This is a genomic window from Acidimicrobiia bacterium, from assembly GCA_036271555.1.
GTDB lineage: Bacteria > Actinomycetota > Acidimicrobiia > IMCC26256 > PALSA-610 > DATBAK01.
Genome location: DATBAK010000020.1, coordinates 1 through 16831, shown reverse-complemented (window position 1 = coordinate 16831; position 16831 = coordinate 1). Strand labels below are relative to the sequence as shown.

Here is a 16831-nt window from a genome sequence, read left to right as displayed (position 1 = left end):
TAGAAGGGGCGTTCATGCGAAGGACAACGTTCGTGCTCTGCGTGCTCGTCACCCTCGTCGCGTGCGCGGCGTGCTCGTCGAGCTCCGCGAAGAAGGATGTGTCGATCACCTCGTGCAAGGCCGATCCGGGCGGCGGCCACCCGACGGTCGCGGGCACGATCCACAATCACAGCAGCAAGGCGAGCACCTACGCGATCCACGTGAAGTTCGACGACGCCTCCGGCAACGGCGTCGGCGACGGTGTCTCGGCCGTCGGCCGCGTCGACTCGGGCGGCAACGCACATTGGGACGCGACGGGCAGCGAGGACGCCAAGGGTCCGGTGAAGTGCTCGCTCGACTCGGTCACTCGCACCGTCGCACCCTGACCGGTACCCTCGACCCGTCGTGATGGGCGACCAGCACACGGGGGTGGGTGATGTCCGGTACGGGGCGGCGTCAGCGACGCATCATTGTGGCGAGCAGTGTGGCCGTGCTGCTCGCGTTCGCAACCTTGGGCGGCACCGCGTCGGCTGCGCCGGCGTCGTGGACGTTCTCGCGCACACCGCACGCGACCCCTGGGCTGACCCAGGTCTCGTGTCCGGCGGCGCGCTCGTGTCTCGCTTTGACCGAGGGAGACCCGGAGCACGTCCTGCAGTGGAACGGCCGACGCTGGACCGTGCAGTCGACGTCACCGCGGTTCGCGGGCAGCCTCGACTGCCCGACGACGACGATGTGCGTCGCGGTCGGTCTGGCCGGCGATCGCGCGAGCGCGGATACCTGGAACGGCGCGGAGTGGACCCCGAGCACGGTGCCCGGTCCCGGCGGCTACTCGGAGCTCGACGGCGTCTCCTGCGTCAGCGCGACGTGGTGCATGGCGGCCGGCCGCGGCTCCAGGGACGCGTTCTTCGAACGCTTCGACGGCAGCAAGTGGACGCTCGTCGCCGCGCCGATGTCGTTGCACGGGAACGCGATGTACGACGTCTCGTGCACCTCGGAGACACACTGCGTCGCGGTGGGCGTCACCTTCAGTTGCCGGACGTGCCACATGGCAACCACGCGCGCGGAGACGTGGGACGGCGAGCAATGGACCGCGACCCATGCGCCGCCGAACCTGCCGGGCGGCGCGAACGTGCTGCTGCACGTCTCGTGTGGCGCGCCCGACCGTTGCCTTGCGGTCGGCCAGCACGATGAGGGCGCGTCCAACGACCCGCTCGTCGAGCAATGGAACGGCCACCGCTGGAAGCTGCTCACCGACCCGGTTCCGCCGGGTGCGATGGGGAGCCATGTCGACGACGTCTCGTGCGCGCACGGCGTCAACTGCGTCGCGGTGGGCACGTGGTACGGCCCCAATGGATCGGGAACGTTCGGCCAGCTCATCGCGGCCTGGAACGGGACCGTGTGGTCGTATCCGGACGTCGAGGTGCACCCGAGTGGCTGGCTGCACGGAGTCGACTGCTTCGACGTCCGTCACTGCGTGGCCGTGGGCACGGACGACCGGCCCAACGATCGGCCGCTCGCGTTCGTCGGCGCGCCGTCCACGTCGTGAAGGGCACGCGCGTCTGAGCGCGCGAGCGGAGCGAGCGGAGCGGCCACGCGGGTCGCGGCGCGCGTCGCGGAGGGCGAGCGCGTCTGAGCGCGTCTGAGCGCGCGAGCGGAGCGAGCGGCGCGGCCCCGCGGGTCGCGTCGCGCGTCGCGGAGGGCGAGCGCGTCTGAGCGCGCGAGCGGAGCGAGCGGCGCGGCCACGCGGGTCGCGGCGCGCGTCGCGGAGGGCGAGCCTGCGAGCCCGACCATGAGAACCGCGAGCCGGCGCGCGACGGGGGAGCGTCGCGCGCCGGCCAACGAGGTTCGGATCAGCCCGCCGGCGGGCAGTGGACGTTCGGGTTCCACGGCATGTACGTGCCGTGCGGGTTGTCCTTCCACACCCACACGTGCAGCGCGTAGAAGTCCGGCAGTCCGAAGCGGTTCGGCGCGGTGATCAACATGAACGGGTGGCCGGCGAGCTCGGGCGGTTGCGCGCCCTGCCACGCGTCCTTCGTCACGATGTACTCGACCGCCGTGAGCTGCAGGCCGCTCGCGGTGTGCTCGTAGAGCACCGCTTCCGGCTGGTCGGGATCGATCACGCCGTCGCCGACGAGGTCGCCGTTGACGTAGTGGATGCCCATGTTCCCCTGTCCCGGTGCGCCGTTGATGCACGTGACGCCGTTGACGTCGGAGAACTTCGCGTAGCCCGCGTGCTCGACCGCGTCCACGTTGTGGAAGTCGCGTGTCGCATGGCGCACCTCGGACACGAAGTCGCGCCGCGGGCCTGCGGCCGACGCCGACATCGCGACGCCGGTCGTGAGACCGGCGATCGCCAGCAGTGCGGCGAGGCCGGCGATGATGCGGGACCGCGTGCGTGAGGCGCGCGCGGGCGGTGAAGGCTGGCTGAGATCCATGGTCCCCTCCTGATGACCGGGACTTCCGGCCGTTGTGAGGAAGGTAAGGAAGAAAGCCGCCGCTGCCATCGGGCGCGCGTACCTATTTCGTCGGCACGCGCTGCTTATTCGGGTCGGTTGTCGCTCGCGGCCGGCGACCCGACGAGCCCGTGGTGCATCGCGTGCAGCGCCGCACCGGCGCGGTTCGAGACGCCGAGCTTCGTGTAGATGCGTTCGATGTGGGAGCCGACGGTCTTCGGGCTGATGCCGAGCCGGCGCGCGATGCCCTTGTTCGGCAGCCCGACCGCGAGCAGCCCGAGTACCTCGCTCTCGCGCGCGGTGAGGCCCGCGGGACCACCGGCGCGCGTCCGGCGCGGCGCGTGCCCCGCGGCCTCGAGCACCGCATCGACCGCAGCGGGATCGAACCTGCCGTCGGCGGCCTCGGCGCGCAGCCGGCGCGCCGCATCGGCTTCCGTCAACGCCGGTCGGTGCGGGCGCGGCTGCGTCATCGCGTGGTAGGCGTCGGCGGCCGCGAGCAGGCGCGCGGGCGCCGAGAGCATCGTGCCGCCCACACCGCGGTGATAACCGCTGCCGTCCATGCGCTCGTGATGTGTCGCCGCGAGCAGACCGATGCGGCGCAGCGGCTCGGGCCGGTTGAAGATGCGTTCGACGTAGTACACGTGCAGTCGCATCCGCTCGAGGTCGCGGTCGTTGAGCGGGCCCGCCTTGTCCCACACGGTCGCGGGCACGCCGAAGCGTCCGACGTCGTGGATCAGCGCGGCGCGCCGAACGAGCGTCGCCTCGGGCGCCGCGATGCCCGCGCGCTCGGCCGCGGTCGTGACGAGCTGCGCGGTGCCGGCGGCGTGGCCCGCGAAGTACGGGCAGCGCAGGTCGCAGAAGTCGCCGATCGCGGCGAGCGCGTCGTCGAGCGCGTCGTCGGTGAGCGCCGGACGGTCGACGGGCGCGGCATCGAGCAGCGCGTCGACCGTGTCGTCGTCGATGCCCGCGAAGAGCGACGTCGCGTCGCGCTCGACCGCCTCGACGACCTCAGGGTCGAAGTGCGTGCCCCGCCGTGATCGGGTCATGTCGACCGCGTCGTCGACGCTCGCAGTGCGCTGGAACACCTCGCACGCCTCGGCGACGTGCGAGATGCGCGCCGCGAGCGACACGCCGTCGCCCTTGAGGTGCGCGGGCACGCCCTTGCCGTCCCAGCGCGCGTACGACTGCTCGAGACCCGCTTGCACGTCGGCCCCGAGCCCGAGCCGCTGTGCGAGGGTGCCCGCGGCCGAGCAGTGGTTCGCCATCTGTTGCGCGACGGTGCGTCCTCCCGTGGCCATGAGCGTCGCCGCGGTGCGCGCCCGGTTCAGCGGCGATCTGCCCGCGCCCGCGCGTCCGAGCATGAACCTCATCGCCGGTATCCCGGCGAGGTCGACGTGGATCGCACGCTCGCGGAAGTCGATGTCGTCGCCGAAGACGAGCGCCGACTCGTTGCCGTAGATCGGACAGCCGACGTACGTGAGGATGCTCACGTCGTAGAGCGTCGCCAGGTCCGATGGCCCGAGACCGAGGCGCTCGCCGATCCGCATGCCCAGCCGCGCCGCGCGCAGCATGTGCTCCGACGGTTGACCGAGGCCGAGATCGGTGGCGAGCGACAGCGCGATCAGTAGGTCTGTCGTGCGTACGCCGGAGTCCGACACGCGCCAACCCTATGGCGCGGTCGTGACGTCAACGGGCGAGCGACTCCGTCGTCGGATCGATCGTCGCGCGCACCTCGAGCACCGCATCGATCGGGAACCCGCCGCAGCGCGCGTGCTCCTCGATGACGTTCGGGTCCGATGCGCGGTAGACGCACGTGATCTTGTCGTCGCTGACGTAGCTGTGCACCCACTGGATCTCGGGACCGAGGTCGCGCAGCACCGCGTTCGACTGGGCCGTGATCGCGGCGAGCGCCGCCGCGTCCATCTGCCCCGCGCCCGGAACCGTGCGCTCGATGACATAGGTCTTCACCGTGTTCTCCCTTCAGATTCAGTAGTTGAAGACGAGCGCGCCGCCGGCGGTGAACTCGTAGACGGCGGGCATGCCCTTGATCTCGCTGTTCGGGACCCACTCCGCGTCGTGCAGGTCGCGCGTCTTCACGCACACGGGACACGCGTAGAACCGTCCGCCCTTCGCCTCGTACTCGTCGTGCAGCGCGGCGACCGACGGCGCGTCGGGGATGTCGATCGCGTCGACGAAGCCCTTCGTCGCGATGTGGATCGCGTCCTTCGTGAGGAACATCAGCGCCTGCTTGCCCGCGCGCACGGCTTCCACGCCGACGAGGTACGCGATGAGGACGCTCTCGGGATCCTCGTCGCCGTGATTCAGGCAGACGAGGACCTTTTCGTCGGGTGCGGTGATCATGAGTCCTGCTCCTTGTGATCGGTGATGTGCGGTTGGGGCCAGAAACCCGTGCAGAGCAACGACAGGCGCGCGATGCGTCCGCTCGGGCCGAGATGTGCGCTCGCGTACTGCTCGACGACCATCGCCCGCGCACCGAAGCGTCCGCCCTGCACCCGCACGCGCCAGCGCAGCTGCAGGAGGTCGCCGATCCGGCCGACGGATGCGTCGGCGACCTCGAGCTCCTCGACGTCGCCGAACCAGCGTTCGAAGGCGGCCCGGACGCCGGCCGTGTCGTGCCATTCGTCGTAGCCGCGCGGCAGGAGCGCCGACAGCTTCGCGTCGGGCTCGAAGGCGTCGGCGATCCCGTCGAAGTCGTGGGCGGCGAGGGCGGTGAGCAGCGCGTCGGCGGGGGCCAGGCTCGCGGTGGTCGTGGTCATGGTGCTGTTGTACGGCGGGACCGCCCGCCCGCACATCGGGTGTTCACCGGATAGTGGGCTCGCACCGACGCCGCGCCGTCGTCAAAGATCGAGGAATGGAACCCATCAGGATCGGATGGCTGGGGTCGGCGCTCGACGGGCCCGGCGGGGGCTACGACAAGATCCACCGGCTCGCGTTCGACGACGCCGTCGAGTCCGGGCTGCTCGACCGGCCCTACGAGTTCGTCCTGCATCCCGAGAACGGGTTGCCGCAGGGCTCGGCGAAGAACGCGACCGACGGCTTCCGGTTCCTCGTCGACGAGGGCTGCATCGGTGTCGCGGGCGCGTACAGCTCCGACAACGCGATCACCGTCGGGCCGCTCGCGAACGCGCTCGAGGTCCCGCTCATCAGCTGGTGCGGCACCGAGCGGCTGCGCGGCGAGTACTGCTTCCGGCTCGGCAACGGCGACGTCGGCGGCGACGCCGCGCTCGTCGTCGCGTGGCTGAAGCAACACGGTCACGAACGGGTCGCGGTGCTGAGCGAGATCTCGCCGAACGGCGAGGAGTACTTCCGCTTCTTCCGACAGGAGTGCCGGCGGCGCGGTGTGCGCATCGGCGCGGTCGAGACCGTGAGCCAGAGTCCCGATCGGCTCGCCGACAACCTCGACAACCTGCGCCAGGCGAACCCCGACGCGCTCGTCTACATGGGCTACGGCATGCTCGCCGCGAAGGGGCTCCTGCGCGCCGCGCTCGACGAGCTCGCGTGGGACCCGCCGCGCATCATGGGTACCGCGTTCATGTTCTATCTGATGGGTTTCGACAAGTTCGAGGGTTGGGTCGGCGTCGACCAGCTCGACCTGCGCAACCCGTTGACGCGCAAGTTCCACGATCGCTACGTCGCGCGCTACGACAGCGAGCCTCCGCTCTGGCCGAACGCGGTCCCGGTGCTCGCGTACGACACTGCGCGCGTGCTCGTCGAGGGCCTCTTCCGCGCGCCGATCCTCTCGGGTCCGGGACTGAAGGCGGGACTCGAGACGATCCGGTTCATGCCGAGCACGACCGGCGCCGCGCAGACACACATCGCGTGCTCGCCGTACGAGCACGGCATGTTCCGCGGCGACTGGCTGCTCTACGGACGCGTCGCGAACGGCAAGCTCGAATTCGAAGGCCTCTTCGAGCCGTGGGAGTGAGCACGTGACCTGCGGAACCACGCTCGACGAGCTCGGCTTCTACACGCTCGCCGGACAACCCCGCACGTCGCGCGACCTCCTCGACGAGGTGCGCGACGGCGAGTCGCTCGGGCTCGGCACCGCGTTCATCTCGGAGCGCTTCAACAAGAAGGAAGCCGCGACGTTGAGCGGCGCGGCGGCGGCCGTGAGCGAACGCATCCGCATCGAGACCGCGGCGACGAACCACAACACGCGCCATCCGATGGTGACGGCCGGCTTCGCGCGCACGATGCAGAGCCTCACCGGCGGCCGGTTCGTGCTCGGCATCGGTCGTGGCATCCGGCCGCTCCAGGACGCGTACGGCATGAGCCACGTCACGACCGCGCAGCTCGAAGACTTCGCGAACCTCATGCGCCGGCTCTTCCGCGGCGAGGTGATCTTCGGTCACGACGGACCCGCGGGGAAGTTTCCGGTGCTGCACCTCGACTCGACGCTCGACGAGCACCTGCCGATGAGCCTCGTCGCGTTCGGGCCGGAGTCGCTCGCGCTCGGCGGCCGCGTGTTCGACGACGTCGTGCTGCACACGTACTTCACCGACGAGACGACGCAACGCTGCGTGCGGACGGTGAAGCGTGCGGCCGAGCAGGCGGGCCGCGATCCCGCGTCGGTACGCGTGTGGTCGTGCTTCGCGACCGTCGGCGATCACCTGCCCGAGGACGCGCGCCTCAAGAAGACGGTCGGTCGGCTGGGCACCTACCTCCAGGGCTACGGCGATCTCCTCGTGCGCACCAACGGATGGGATCACGCGGTGCTCGAGCGGTTCCTCGCCGACGACGTCGTGAAGCGCGTCCCCGGGCTCGACATGACCGCGACGACCGGGCAGCTCGAGCACGTCGCGACGTTGATCCCCGACGAGTGGCTGGCACCGAGCGCGACGGGTTCAGCCGAGCAGTGCGCGGCCGCGGTGCGCGGGCAGCTCGCGCTCGGGTGCGACGGCGTGATCCTGCACGGCTGCAGCCCCGCCGAGCTCCGCCCCGTCATCGCGGCGTACCGCGCGACGACGTCGGCCTGAGTCAGAGCCGGTTCAGAGCCGGTTCAGAGCCGGCTCCCGGCCAACGCCACCGCGCGGCGTCGCCGAACCGGCACAACGCTGCCCCCCGAACGGGGGTATTGCGCGTCACGGGTCCGTGCGGTCGAGCCGCGACGACCGTCGCACGGCATGATGAGGCGGTGACGGTTGCGAACCCGCCGCTCGACCCCACCGACGGTGCGGCCTCCGAGCATCTTGCGAACCTGCAGGCGCTGACCGACAGCTCGCTCACCCAGCTCGACGTCGACGACCTGTTGCGGGAGCTGTTGACGCGGGTGCGCGTGATCCTCGACGTCGACACCGCCGCGGTCCTGACGCTCCAACCGCAGTCCGACGCGCTCGTCGCTCGCGTCGCCCAGGGCATCGAGGACGAGGTGCGTCAGGGGGTGCGCGTGCCGCTCGGCGCCGGCTTCGCGGGGCGCGTCGCGGCGACGCGCGCGCCGGTCGTCCTCGACCACGTCGACGCGAGCACCGTCACGAACCCCATCCTCTGGGAAATGGGGATCGAGACGATGCTCGGCGTTCCGCTGCAGAGCGGGAACGAGCTCCTCGGCGTGCTGCACGTCGGCCGGCTCTCGAGGCGACCGTTCAGCGACCGCGAGGTCGAGCTCCTCCAGGTCGTCGCGGAGCGGGTCGCCGCCGCGATCCAGACCCGCCAGCTCAACATCGAACGCGCCGCGACGACGCTGCTCGAACGCAGCCTGCTCCCGTCGAGGCTGCCGGCGCCGCCCGGGTTGCGCGTCGCGACTCGCTTCGCGGCCGCCGAGGAGTACACGGTCGGCGGCGACTGGTACGACCTGTTCGAGCTGCCGTCGGGACAGCTCTGGGTCATCGTCGGCGACGTCGCCGGACACGGTCTCGGCGCCGCGGTCACGATGGGTCGGATCCGGAGCGCGCTGCGCGCGTACACGATGCTCGACATCCCGCCCGAGCGTGCGCTCGACCTCGTCGACCGCAAGGTTCGGCACTTCGAGATCGGCACGATCGCGACCGTGCTGTGCGCGGCGCTCGATCCGCCGTACGACTCGATGCGGCTCGCGGTCGCCGGGCACCTTCCACCCGTGCTCGCGGCGCCCGGCCGTCCGGCCGAGCTCGTCGACACGATCATCAGCGCGCCGATCGGCACGCCGTGGAGCATCGAGCGGAGCTCGACGACGATCCCGATCGAGCGCGGTTCCGTCGTCGCGTTCTATACCGACGGTCTCGTCGAACGGCGGGGCGAGGTCCTCGACGTCGGCATGGAGCGACTCCGGCGGGCGACGAAACCGGGTCCTCCCGAGGAGGTCGCGCGCGACATCATGCACCGGCTCATCGGCAGCACCGTCACGCGCGACGACGTGGCGCTCGTCGTCATGCAACGGGAGTAGTCGATCGCACGCCGCGGCGCGCGGAGGTTATGGCGCCTGGTACGTCCGGCAGGGTTCGTTGCGCAGGCTCGGGCACGCGGGCAGTCCGGCCGGCACGGCGACGTTCGGGACGACCGGCAGCACGAGCGACGACGGCATCGTCTTCGAGAACGCGATGCCGATCGTCGACGTCTTGGCGGTCGGGAGGGTCTGCGCGAACGCCCAGATCGGCTGGGTGCCGTTCGGCGCCGCGATCGTCACTCGGATGCGCGAGCCCGCGCGGTACGCGTGCCCCTCGTAGTAGAGCGGGATCGCGACCTGCACGAACTTTCCGTGCGGCATCGGCGCGGCGTCGGCCTTGGTGAACGTCGGGATCGGCTGGAGCTTGCTGCTGCGCTGCTTGAACATGTTGTTCGTGTTCGTCGACAGCTTGCGTTCGCTCGCGCGGAGCCAACCGTTCTGGACGAACGTCTCCTTGCCGTCGGGACGCACCTCGCTGATCGTCGCCTGGAGGTCGACGTCCGGCGTCGACGACTTCACCCAGACGTACACGGCGCCCGAGCCGACGACGACCGCGTTCTGCGTGAGCGGCGCGGAGACGTACGACACCGCGGTGCCGGCCGGGTTCTGCTGCCAGTTCCACGACCACTGCGACGCGTTGCCCCACAGTCCGCCGGTCCCGGTGTTCGCACCGAAGTCGTTGGCGGGCAGCGCGGTCGCGTCCGCGGTGAACGAGTCGTTCCCTGCCGTCTTCGACTTCGCGGCGTTGAGCGAGCCGTTCGGTCCGAGGAACCACGTGCGCGCGGTCGTACCGGGGACGGGCAGCGCGGCGAAGCTCTGCTCGAAGGTGGGGTAGGGGTCACCTGCGGCCTGCGTGCCCGTGGGCGACGCGCCCGCGCCGTTCTCGAACAGCACGCGCACGGGCGCGAGCGCCTCGAAGGCCTTGAGCGCGCCGCTGTAGGTCAGCTTCGTCTGGATCGGATCGGCCGGCAGCGTCGCGAGGTCGGTCGACGGGAGACCCATCGCGACCTGGAAGATCACGGGCGCTGCGGCCTGCACCACCGCCGAGTTCACGAGCGGCGCTTGGTGCGCGACGAACAATTCGAGGAAGTCGTACCAGCGGTTGAACGTCGCGGGATCGAGCGAGTCGATGTGCGCGCCGTTCGTGAACGTGAACCACTTCTCGCTGGTGCCGGTGAAGTGCCGGGCGAGCTCGGGGCAGTGACCGCCGGTCTGCTCGTCCTCGAACTGGCAGGCGAGGAACGTCGGCACGTTGATCTTGTGTACGAAGGTGACCGGGTCGAGCGCGTCCGCGACCGACGGTGTGTAGTGCGAATTGGCGGTGATCTTCGCCATCAGGTCCGCGGCCTCGGGGTGCAGCGCCTGGTTCGCCGCGCACACCGTGTCGCCCGACTGGATCTGTTGCCAGGCCCACGGCTGCCCCGTGGTCGGGCTCGCGGGTTGCGCCTCGTTCTGACGGTCCTGCGCCCACGCGACCGCGAAGCCGGTGTTGAGATCGCCGCCGGGATACAGCGTGGTCGCGGTGGCGTCGAGCACCGAGAGCGGTGCGATCGCCTCGAGGTCGGGCGGGTTGGTCGCGGCCGTGAAGAGCTGGCTGATGCCTCCGTAGGAGATGCCCATCATGCCGACCTTGTGGGCCTTCACCCACGGCTGCCGCGCGATCGTCTCGATCACGTCGTAGCCGTCGAGGCTCTGCAGCGGCTCGAAGAAGTCGAACGCGCCGCCCGAGCAACCGGTGCCGCGCATGTTCACGTCGACGACCGCGAAGCCCATCAGGTTGGCGAGGATCGCGATGCCGCTCGTCGGGCCCGCGGGGTTGGCGTACCCGTAGCCGGAGTACTCGATCAGCGTGGGGTAGGGCGGCGTGAAGTCGGCGTTGGTCGACGGCGGGTCGATGCCCGGCGGCACACCGGGCTCACCCGCGGGGCTCGTCGGCGGGTGGACGTCGATCGCGAGCTGCGTGCCGTCACGGGTGGTGAGGTACTGGTAGCCGTTGTCGGTGATCGTCTGGTTGTAGACGGACGCATCCCACGGCGCGGCGCGGTTCGTGTGCACGGCCAGCGCGGGGGAGTCGGCGCCGCCGGAGCGGACGTGGTAGCCGGGTCCCGGCTTCACCTTCCGGAACAGCGAACCGCCGAGCGAGTTCGCGGTCTGCGTCGCGACCGTGTGGCCCTTGGCGTCGATCAGCGCCACCGACGCCGCCGGTGCGAGCCCGGTGACGTCCACCTGCTCCGCGCTGCCGGCCGCCTTGAAGGTCGGCGTCGCCGCCGCCGAGGTCGTCGCCGTGGTCATCGATCCGACGGCGAACCCGACACACAACACCATCGTGAGCACCGGCGCGCTCCACCGGACGCTCGGTCGCGTCTTCGACATTCCGTCCCGCCTCCCTCGACGCGTTGACCGCGCTCGGACGAAGGCCGCGCGACCTCGTCCCGCGGCGGGCGCCCATCTACCCATCGGTAACGACGACTAATCAACCTCGTTGCGTGGGTCGCGCGCCAGTCGGCGCCGCCGCGCGGGCCGGGTTCGGCCCGATTCAGCGGATCAGCTGCGGCTGGGCGAAGGCGAGCAGCGCGGCCCGATCCTCGGGCAGCACGAAGCCCTGCTGGATGACGCGCTCGGCGTCGGCGTCGTACTGCGCGGTGTACCGCGCGCGCGACGGATAGAGCTGGGCGAGGCGCGCGCTCGTGAACGGCTTCGTCGAACCGAGCAGGAGACAGATCGTCGACTGCTTCGGACCCGGCGCGCCGGAGAGCGCGGCCACCGGCACGTCGACCGGAGGGGTGCGGATCCCGCCGCGCGCGATGCCGTCGGCGGTGCGCTTCACCGTCGGGGACGCACCCGGCGCGACGTTGATGCGTGGCGCGATGCGCGGCGGGGTGCCGTCGACGAGCCAGGTACCGAGCGCGCGCAGCGCGGCCTTGGCCACGAGGTGCATCGGTCCGTCGTTGATCGGCACGCCGCAGTCGATGTACTTCGACGACGCGCCGACCAGGTGCACGTCGGCGTGCGCGGTGCCCGCGACCTCCCACAGCCGGAACCGGTCGGTATCGGGCTGACGCGCCGCGTACGAGTCGAGGATGCTTGCGACGTCGGTCTCGGTCTGGATGTCCATCACCGGCGCCGACTGGTCGGTGCGGAAGATCGCGGAGCCGCCGGAGAGCGACCCCGCGATGTCGGCGTACTTGCCCGGCGCGACGAGCGGGAGGCCGACCGCGCCGCGGCTGTGCACGAAGAAGCCGTCGAACGCGTGCGTGAGCGGTTGCACACCGTCGTAGTACGTGACGAGCGCGAAGGCCGACTGCGACTCACCCGCGGCGACGATCCGCTGCGCGTGCAGTCCGCCGAGCCCGGCGCCGGTCCGCAGTGCGCGCGCGACCTGGGTGAAGATGTCGAACGCGTAGCCGTCGCCCGGGTGCACGAGTGAGCGGTACCGCGCGGGGTCGATCTTCTTCAGACCCTTGCCCGCGGCGTCGTTGCCGGGCACGTTCACCGACACGAGCACGGGTCCGCCCTCGACGCCGATGCGCTGCGCCGACACGCCGACCCATACGTCGCCGGCGCGCACGATCTCCTCTCGGAGGCTCACCCAGTCGGGGTCCGCGTCGGCGCCGCCGCTGACGTTCAGCCATTCGACGATCACGGTGCCGCTGAACTTCTTCGGGTCCTTGGGCGCGCGCACCAAGACGCGCGTCCGGTACGGCGCGGACGCCGCGGGCGCGAACGCCCAGCGACCGTCGTGCGCGAGCGGGCCGATCGCGCGGTACGACGTCGCGGTTCCGGCGGCGGCGTACTCGGTCTGTACGTAGCCGATGCTCGCCATGTCCTCGGGCGTGGCTGCCGCGATGTACGGGCCGCGGCCTCCGGTGAGCTCGGTGTCGAGGTTCGCGGCGGGGCCCGCCGGACGGGCGGTGGTCGACGGCGCCGCGGCCGTCGACGCGGTCGACCCGTTCGCCGTGGTCGTGGCGGTCGATTTCGAGTGCGAGCTGCTCGAGCACGCGCTCGCGAGGAGCACGACACCGAGGATCGCGGCGGCCGGGAGGGTCCGGCTGCGGACGGTGCGCGCAGCTGATGTCACAGCGCCTCCCCGGGTCGCGCGAGTGAGCAGAGCGGGACGGAGCGTAATTCCAGAACGTCGTTCTCGCTCCGAGCCGTGACGCGGGAGGCGCCGGCTGGCACCGGACGCCCCCCGCCGTCAACGGGTCTTGCTCGCACGAGCTAGGCGACCGATGCGCCGCCGATCCCGAAGGTCACCTGCTTGAGCCCGGTGCCCGCGCACAGCGCGAAGCCGTCGGTGCTGCCGAGACTGAACACGCCGTTGATCCAGCTCGCGTGGCCGGTATCACCGCCGGTGAAGTCCTGGTTCGCTCCCGACACGTTGATGTGGGTGGTGCCGTACGTCTGGCCGATCTGGAACTGGCCGTACGACGAGCCCCACGGGCCCTGTCCCGTCACCGCGTACTCGGTGCCGTTGACCTGTGACACCGAGAGCACCGACGCCGCGATCGTCTTCGCGCCGACGGTCTGCAGAGGCCCGAACTTGTAGCCCTTCGGCGCCTTCCACGCGATCGTGAGGGAGCCCGAATCGCCGGCCAGACCGAGCAGCGCGGTGCAGTTCGTGCCGCCCGACGACGTCAGTGTGCCGGTGAGCGTTCCGGAGAAGACCGACCCACCCCCGTTGACCGTCGAGGACGTACACCCCGCGACCGCGCCCTTGACGGTCGTCGTCAGGGCGCCCGTCGTGGCGGCGCTCAGAGTAAGTGGGGTCGAGAATTTCAGCGTGCCGGTGACGGTGTCGCACGCGACCGACGCGTTCGAGACATCAACATTCGTTGTCGACGCGCCCGCGGGCACCGCCGCGGCCAACGTTCCCCCGACGAGCGCGACCGCGGCCGCGCCGACGAGCATCCGACGAAAGCTCTTCACGGTTTCACTTCTCCTCTGTCGAAACATTCACGAGGTGAACCGCAACATCCGGCGCGTCGGATACGCGGATACGGCGCGAAAACGGTGAGCCCCGCCCACCGAGAACCGGCCCGTCCCCCCTTCCGTCCCCAGCCGATCTCGCCGCTGAGCGAGAACATTGCCACCGTCGGACGAGAGTCGCAATCTCTTCATATGGAGGAGCACTCTCGAAACGCGCTGAACCAGGCTCTCGCACCTCCGGAGTGGCTCCGAGGTGGCGGCCTCAGCCGCCGAGACCGCGCAGGCAGAAGTTCCAGGTCTCGTCGGCGCTGAAGCGACTCGTGTCGTCGTCGACGAGGCGGTTGCTGAACCAGCTGTAGATCACGGTCGACTGCACGAAGGCGGCGGCGCGGCGACTGTCGGAGACGTGCACGACCCCCGCGGCGGTCGCTTCGTCGATGAGCTCGCGCAGCAACTTCGAAGACGGCGCGAGCGACGTGCGCACGCGCTCGCTGTAGTTGCCCGCGAGCCGCATCGAGAACTCGGAGATCGCACGGCGGTTGTGCCGCCCGCGCTTACGCGGCGTCTCGCCGGGATCGCACCAGTCGTGCAGCCGCGTCGCGAACACGTGCAGCCGTTCGAGTGGGTCTTCTTCGGCTTCTACGGCGGCACGGATGTCGTCGTCGGCTTCGCGCACGGTCTCCTCGAAGAGCGCGAGCACCAGCTCGTCCTTGCCTTCGAAGTACTCGTAGAACCCGCGCAGCGACTGCTTCGACCGCTCGACGACTTCCTGGATCGTGAACTCGGTCGAGCCGCGTTCGTCGATGAGCTCGAAGGCCGCGTCGAGGAAGCGCTGGACGCGCAGCTCGGCGCGCGAGCGGGCGGCGTCGAGGCTGCGCGACACCGCCCGTTGCCGCCACTCGGGCTGGTCGGAGGCCGCTTCGGGGTCGCGTGGTTCCACGTCGTGAGAATACCGTTCGCGATTCAGGCTCGCCCAAACGGCAGAACGCCCTACACAATTGTCGAGAGAGCCGTTCTCCGCTACGGTCGCCGATACCATGGAAGAGGGGGGCGAGCATGAATGGTGGAGGCCGCGGCCCGCACCGGTGGAGACCGTTCGGCGGCTCCCAGCAGTCGGGGATCGGCCGGGAGCTCGGCGCCGACCGGCTGCTCGAGCACCCGCAGCTCGAGACCGTGTCGTGGTCGGCGGGCCGGCCCTAGCGACCCTCGAGCGCGCTCGCGTGGACGCGTCGGACGACGACCTGCGCGCGGAGCTGCGCGGGTGGCTCGCGCAGCATCCGCCGCCGCGCGTCGAAACCGCGACGACGCGCGCGGAGGCCGAGGAGTTGCGCGCGTGGCAAGCCGCGCTGCATCACGACCGTTGGGTCGGGATCCACTGGCCGGTCGAGTACGGCGGTCGGGCCGCGTCGGTCACGCAGGTCGCGGCGTACAACGGGGAGCTCGCGCGGGCCGGCGCGCCGCCACTGCTCGGGCGGGCCGGGGTGACGCTCGTCGGGCCGACGCTCATGGCGCACGGGACCGAGACGCAGCGAGCGCGCTGGTTGCAGCGGATCCTGTCCGCCGCCGACGTGTGGTGCCAGCTCTTCAGTGAGCCCGACGCGGGCAGCGACCTCTCGTCGCTCACGACGCGCGCCGAGCGGCGCAACGGTGTGTACCGCGTCACCGGCCGCAAGGTCTGGTCGTCGTACGCGGTGTTCGCCGACCTCGGGATCGCGCTCGTCCGCACCGATCGCGACGCGAAGCCGACCCGGGGCATCTCGATGCTCGCGATTCCCATGGACGCGCCCGGTGTCGAGGTGCGCCCGCTGCGCCAGATCACCGGCGACGAGGAGTTCTGCGAGGTGGTCCTCGACGATGTCGAGGTGCCGGTCGACCACCTCATCGGTCCGGAGCACGACGGTTGGCGCGTCGCGAACACGACGCTCGCCAACGAACGCGGGGCGTCCTTCATCTGGCGCGAGCAGGTGCTCCAAGAGCTCGCGGCCCGCGCGCTCGCGCGTGAGTGCGCGGGCCGCGGCCTCGCCACCGATCCCGGTGTCCGGCAGCGTCTCGCGCAGGCGTGGATCAACGCGGAAGTGTTCCGGCTGCACAACGCGCGCACGCTCGATCGGCTCGCGCGCGGCGAGGAGCTCGGATCCGAATCGAGCCTCGTGAAGCTGTTCTGGGCGGCGACGAGCCAGCAGCTCGCGGAGACCGCGGTCGCGCTGCTCGGCGAGGACACGCTGCTCGCCAGGAACGAGTGGGGGCGCGCCCTGCTGTCGACGCGCGCGAACTCGATCATGGGCGGCACGAGCGAGATCCAGCGCAACGTCGTCGGCGAGCGATTGCTCGGTCTCCCGCGGGAGCTGCGCTAGATGAGCGTGCGCGTCGACCCACTCGACCTCGTCGACCCCGCGCGCTATGCGCAGCGCGGCTACCCGCACGCGCTCTGGACGCAGCTCCGCGCCGAAGCGCCCGTCGCGTACATCGAGGCGCCCGGGTACCGCCCGTTCTGGGCGGTGACGAAGCACGCCGACATCGTGAAGGTCGCGTCGCAGCCCGAGCGGTTCTCGAGCGCGCAGGGCATCACGCTCGCGCGCGAGGGCGCGCCGCCGATCCCGCCCTCGGAGATCCTCGTGCTGCTCGATCCGCCCAAGCACGGCCCGGTTCGGCGGCTCGTCAGCCGTCGGTTCACGCCGCGCGCGGTGCGCGAGCGGCGCGACGACGTCGAGCGCATCGCCGTCGACGTGCTCGACGCGGCCGGAACGGAAGCGTGCGGTGACTTCGTCGAGCGCGTTGCTGCGCCTTTCCCGCTCGGTGTGATCGCGTGGATCCTGGGCGTGCCGAGTGCCGATTGGCAGCTGCTGTTCCGGTGGACCAACGAGATCATCGGCAAGGACGACCCCGAGTACCGGCGCGAGGGCGAGTCGCCGGGGCAGACGATCAAGCGCGCGCGCGGCGAGCTGCACGCGTATCTCGTGCGGCTGATCGACGAACGCCGCCACGCGCCGCGCGACGACCTCGTCAGCGAGTTGCTCCGCGGGGTCGTGAACGGCGAGCCGCTCTCGCCCGACCAACTGCTCGCGTACTGCGAGCTGTTCGTCGAGGCCGG

At 70.8% G+C, this 16831-nt stretch carries 17 protein-coding genes; 8 read left to right on the top strand and 9 right to left on the bottom strand.

Annotated elements, in window-relative coordinates; all coding sequences use genetic code 11:
* Positions 1–14: 14 nt before the first annotated feature.
* Positions 15–365 carry an FxLYD domain-containing protein gene (locus VH914_06770; protein HEX4490892.1) on the top strand — a complete coding sequence of 117 codons (351 nt, stop codon included), beginning with the start codon at positions 15–17 and terminating at the stop codon, positions 363–365.
* Positions 366–463: 98 nt separating this feature from the next.
* On the top strand, positions 464–1525 hold the full coding sequence (locus VH914_06765) for a hypothetical protein (GenBank protein HEX4490891.1): 1062 nt from the start codon (positions 464–466) through the stop codon (positions 1523–1525).
* Positions 1526–1829: 304 nt separating this feature from the next.
* Here VH914_06765 and VH914_06760 read toward each other — a convergent pair whose 3' ends face one another.
* The 5 genes from VH914_06760 to VH914_06740 form a co-directional block, all read right to left on the bottom strand.
* Positions 1830–2414 carry a hypothetical protein gene (locus tag VH914_06760; GenBank protein HEX4490890.1) on the bottom strand — a complete coding sequence of 195 codons (585 nt, stop codon included), beginning with the start codon at positions 2412–2414 and terminating at the stop codon, positions 1830–1832.
* Between the two features lie 104 nt (positions 2415–2518).
* Positions 2519–4090, bottom strand: a complete 1572-nt coding sequence (locus tag VH914_06755) for an HD domain-containing phosphohydrolase (protein ID HEX4490889.1) — start codon at positions 4088–4090, stop codon at positions 2519–2521.
* Between the two features lie 28 nt (positions 4091–4118).
* A complete protein-coding gene (locus tag VH914_06750) occupies positions 4119–4400 on the bottom strand; it encodes a DUF4242 domain-containing protein (protein HEX4490888.1) in 282 nt (93 codons plus the stop codon).
* 18 nt (positions 4401–4418) lie between these two features.
* Positions 4419–4793, bottom strand: a complete 375-nt coding sequence (locus VH914_06745; GenBank protein HEX4490887.1) for a DsrE family protein — start codon at positions 4791–4793, stop codon at positions 4419–4421.
* Positions 4790–5209 carry a nuclear transport factor 2 family protein gene (locus tag VH914_06740; GenBank protein ID HEX4490886.1) on the bottom strand — a complete coding sequence of 140 codons (420 nt, stop codon included), beginning with the start codon at positions 5207–5209 and terminating at the stop codon, positions 4790–4792. Before VH914_06740 ends, VH914_06745 begins: the two co-directional genes overlap by 4 nt.
* A gap of 95 nt (positions 5210–5304) precedes the next feature.
* On the opposite strand from VH914_06740, the gene VH914_06735 reads away from it, so the two are divergent.
* The 3 genes from VH914_06735 (at position 5305) to VH914_06725 (ending at position 8814) form a co-directional block, all read left to right on the top strand.
* On the top strand, positions 5305–6378 hold the full coding sequence (locus VH914_06735) for an ABC transporter substrate-binding protein (GenBank protein ID HEX4490885.1): 1074 nt from the start codon (positions 5305–5307) through the stop codon (positions 6376–6378).
* 4 nt (positions 6379–6382) lie between these two features.
* The gene (locus VH914_06730; GenBank protein HEX4490884.1) at positions 6383–7429 is read left to right on the top strand and encodes a TIGR03857 family LLM class F420-dependent oxidoreductase; all 1047 of its coding nucleotides are present in this window, start codon (positions 6383–6385) and stop codon (positions 7427–7429) included.
* A 158-nt stretch (positions 7430–7587) separates the two neighbouring features.
* Positions 7588–8814, top strand: coding sequence for a GAF domain-containing SpoIIE family protein phosphatase (locus tag VH914_06725; GenBank protein HEX4490883.1), 1227 nt, complete (start codon positions 7588–7590; stop codon positions 8812–8814).
* Positions 8815–8841: 27 nt separating this feature from the next.
* Here the strand turns inward: VH914_06725 and VH914_06720 are convergent, their stop codons facing one another.
* The 4 genes from VH914_06720 to VH914_06705 all read right to left on the bottom strand — a co-directional run bounded on the left by VH914_06720 (position 8842) and on the right by VH914_06705 (position 14680).
* Complete coding sequence (locus VH914_06720; GenBank protein ID HEX4490882.1) at positions 8842–11187, bottom strand: CocE/NonD family hydrolase; 2346 nt, start codon at positions 11185–11187, stop codon at positions 8842–8844.
* Positions 11188–11350: 163 nt separating this feature from the next.
* Positions 11351–12892, bottom strand: a complete 1542-nt coding sequence (locus VH914_06715) for an alpha/beta hydrolase domain-containing protein (GenBank protein HEX4490881.1) — start codon at positions 12890–12892, stop codon at positions 11351–11353.
* 140 nt (positions 12893–13032) lie between these two features.
* Entirely contained in the window at positions 13033–13740 is a 708-nt protein-coding gene (locus tag VH914_06710; GenBank protein ID HEX4490880.1) for a hypothetical protein, read from the bottom strand.
* 262 nt (positions 13741–14002) lie between these two features.
* The gene (locus VH914_06705; protein HEX4490879.1) at positions 14003–14680 is read right to left on the bottom strand and encodes a TetR/AcrR family transcriptional regulator; all 678 of its coding nucleotides are present in this window, start codon (positions 14678–14680) and stop codon (positions 14003–14005) included.
* Between the two features lie 116 nt (positions 14681–14796).
* On the opposite strand from VH914_06705, the gene VH914_06700 reads away from it, so the two are divergent.
* From VH914_06700 to VH914_06690, 3 genes are all read left to right on the top strand, one after another.
* The gene (locus VH914_06700; GenBank protein HEX4490878.1) at positions 14797–14940 is read left to right on the top strand and encodes a hypothetical protein; all 144 of its coding nucleotides are present in this window, start codon (positions 14797–14799) and stop codon (positions 14938–14940) included.
* 20 nt (positions 14941–14960) lie between these two features.
* The gene (locus VH914_06695; protein HEX4490877.1) at positions 14961–16094 is read left to right on the top strand and encodes an acyl-CoA dehydrogenase family protein; all 1134 of its coding nucleotides are present in this window, start codon (positions 14961–14963) and stop codon (positions 16092–16094) included.
* Positions 16095–16831: cytochrome P450 (locus VH914_06690; GenBank protein HEX4490876.1), on the top strand; the 737-nt coding region annotated here is incomplete at its 3' end.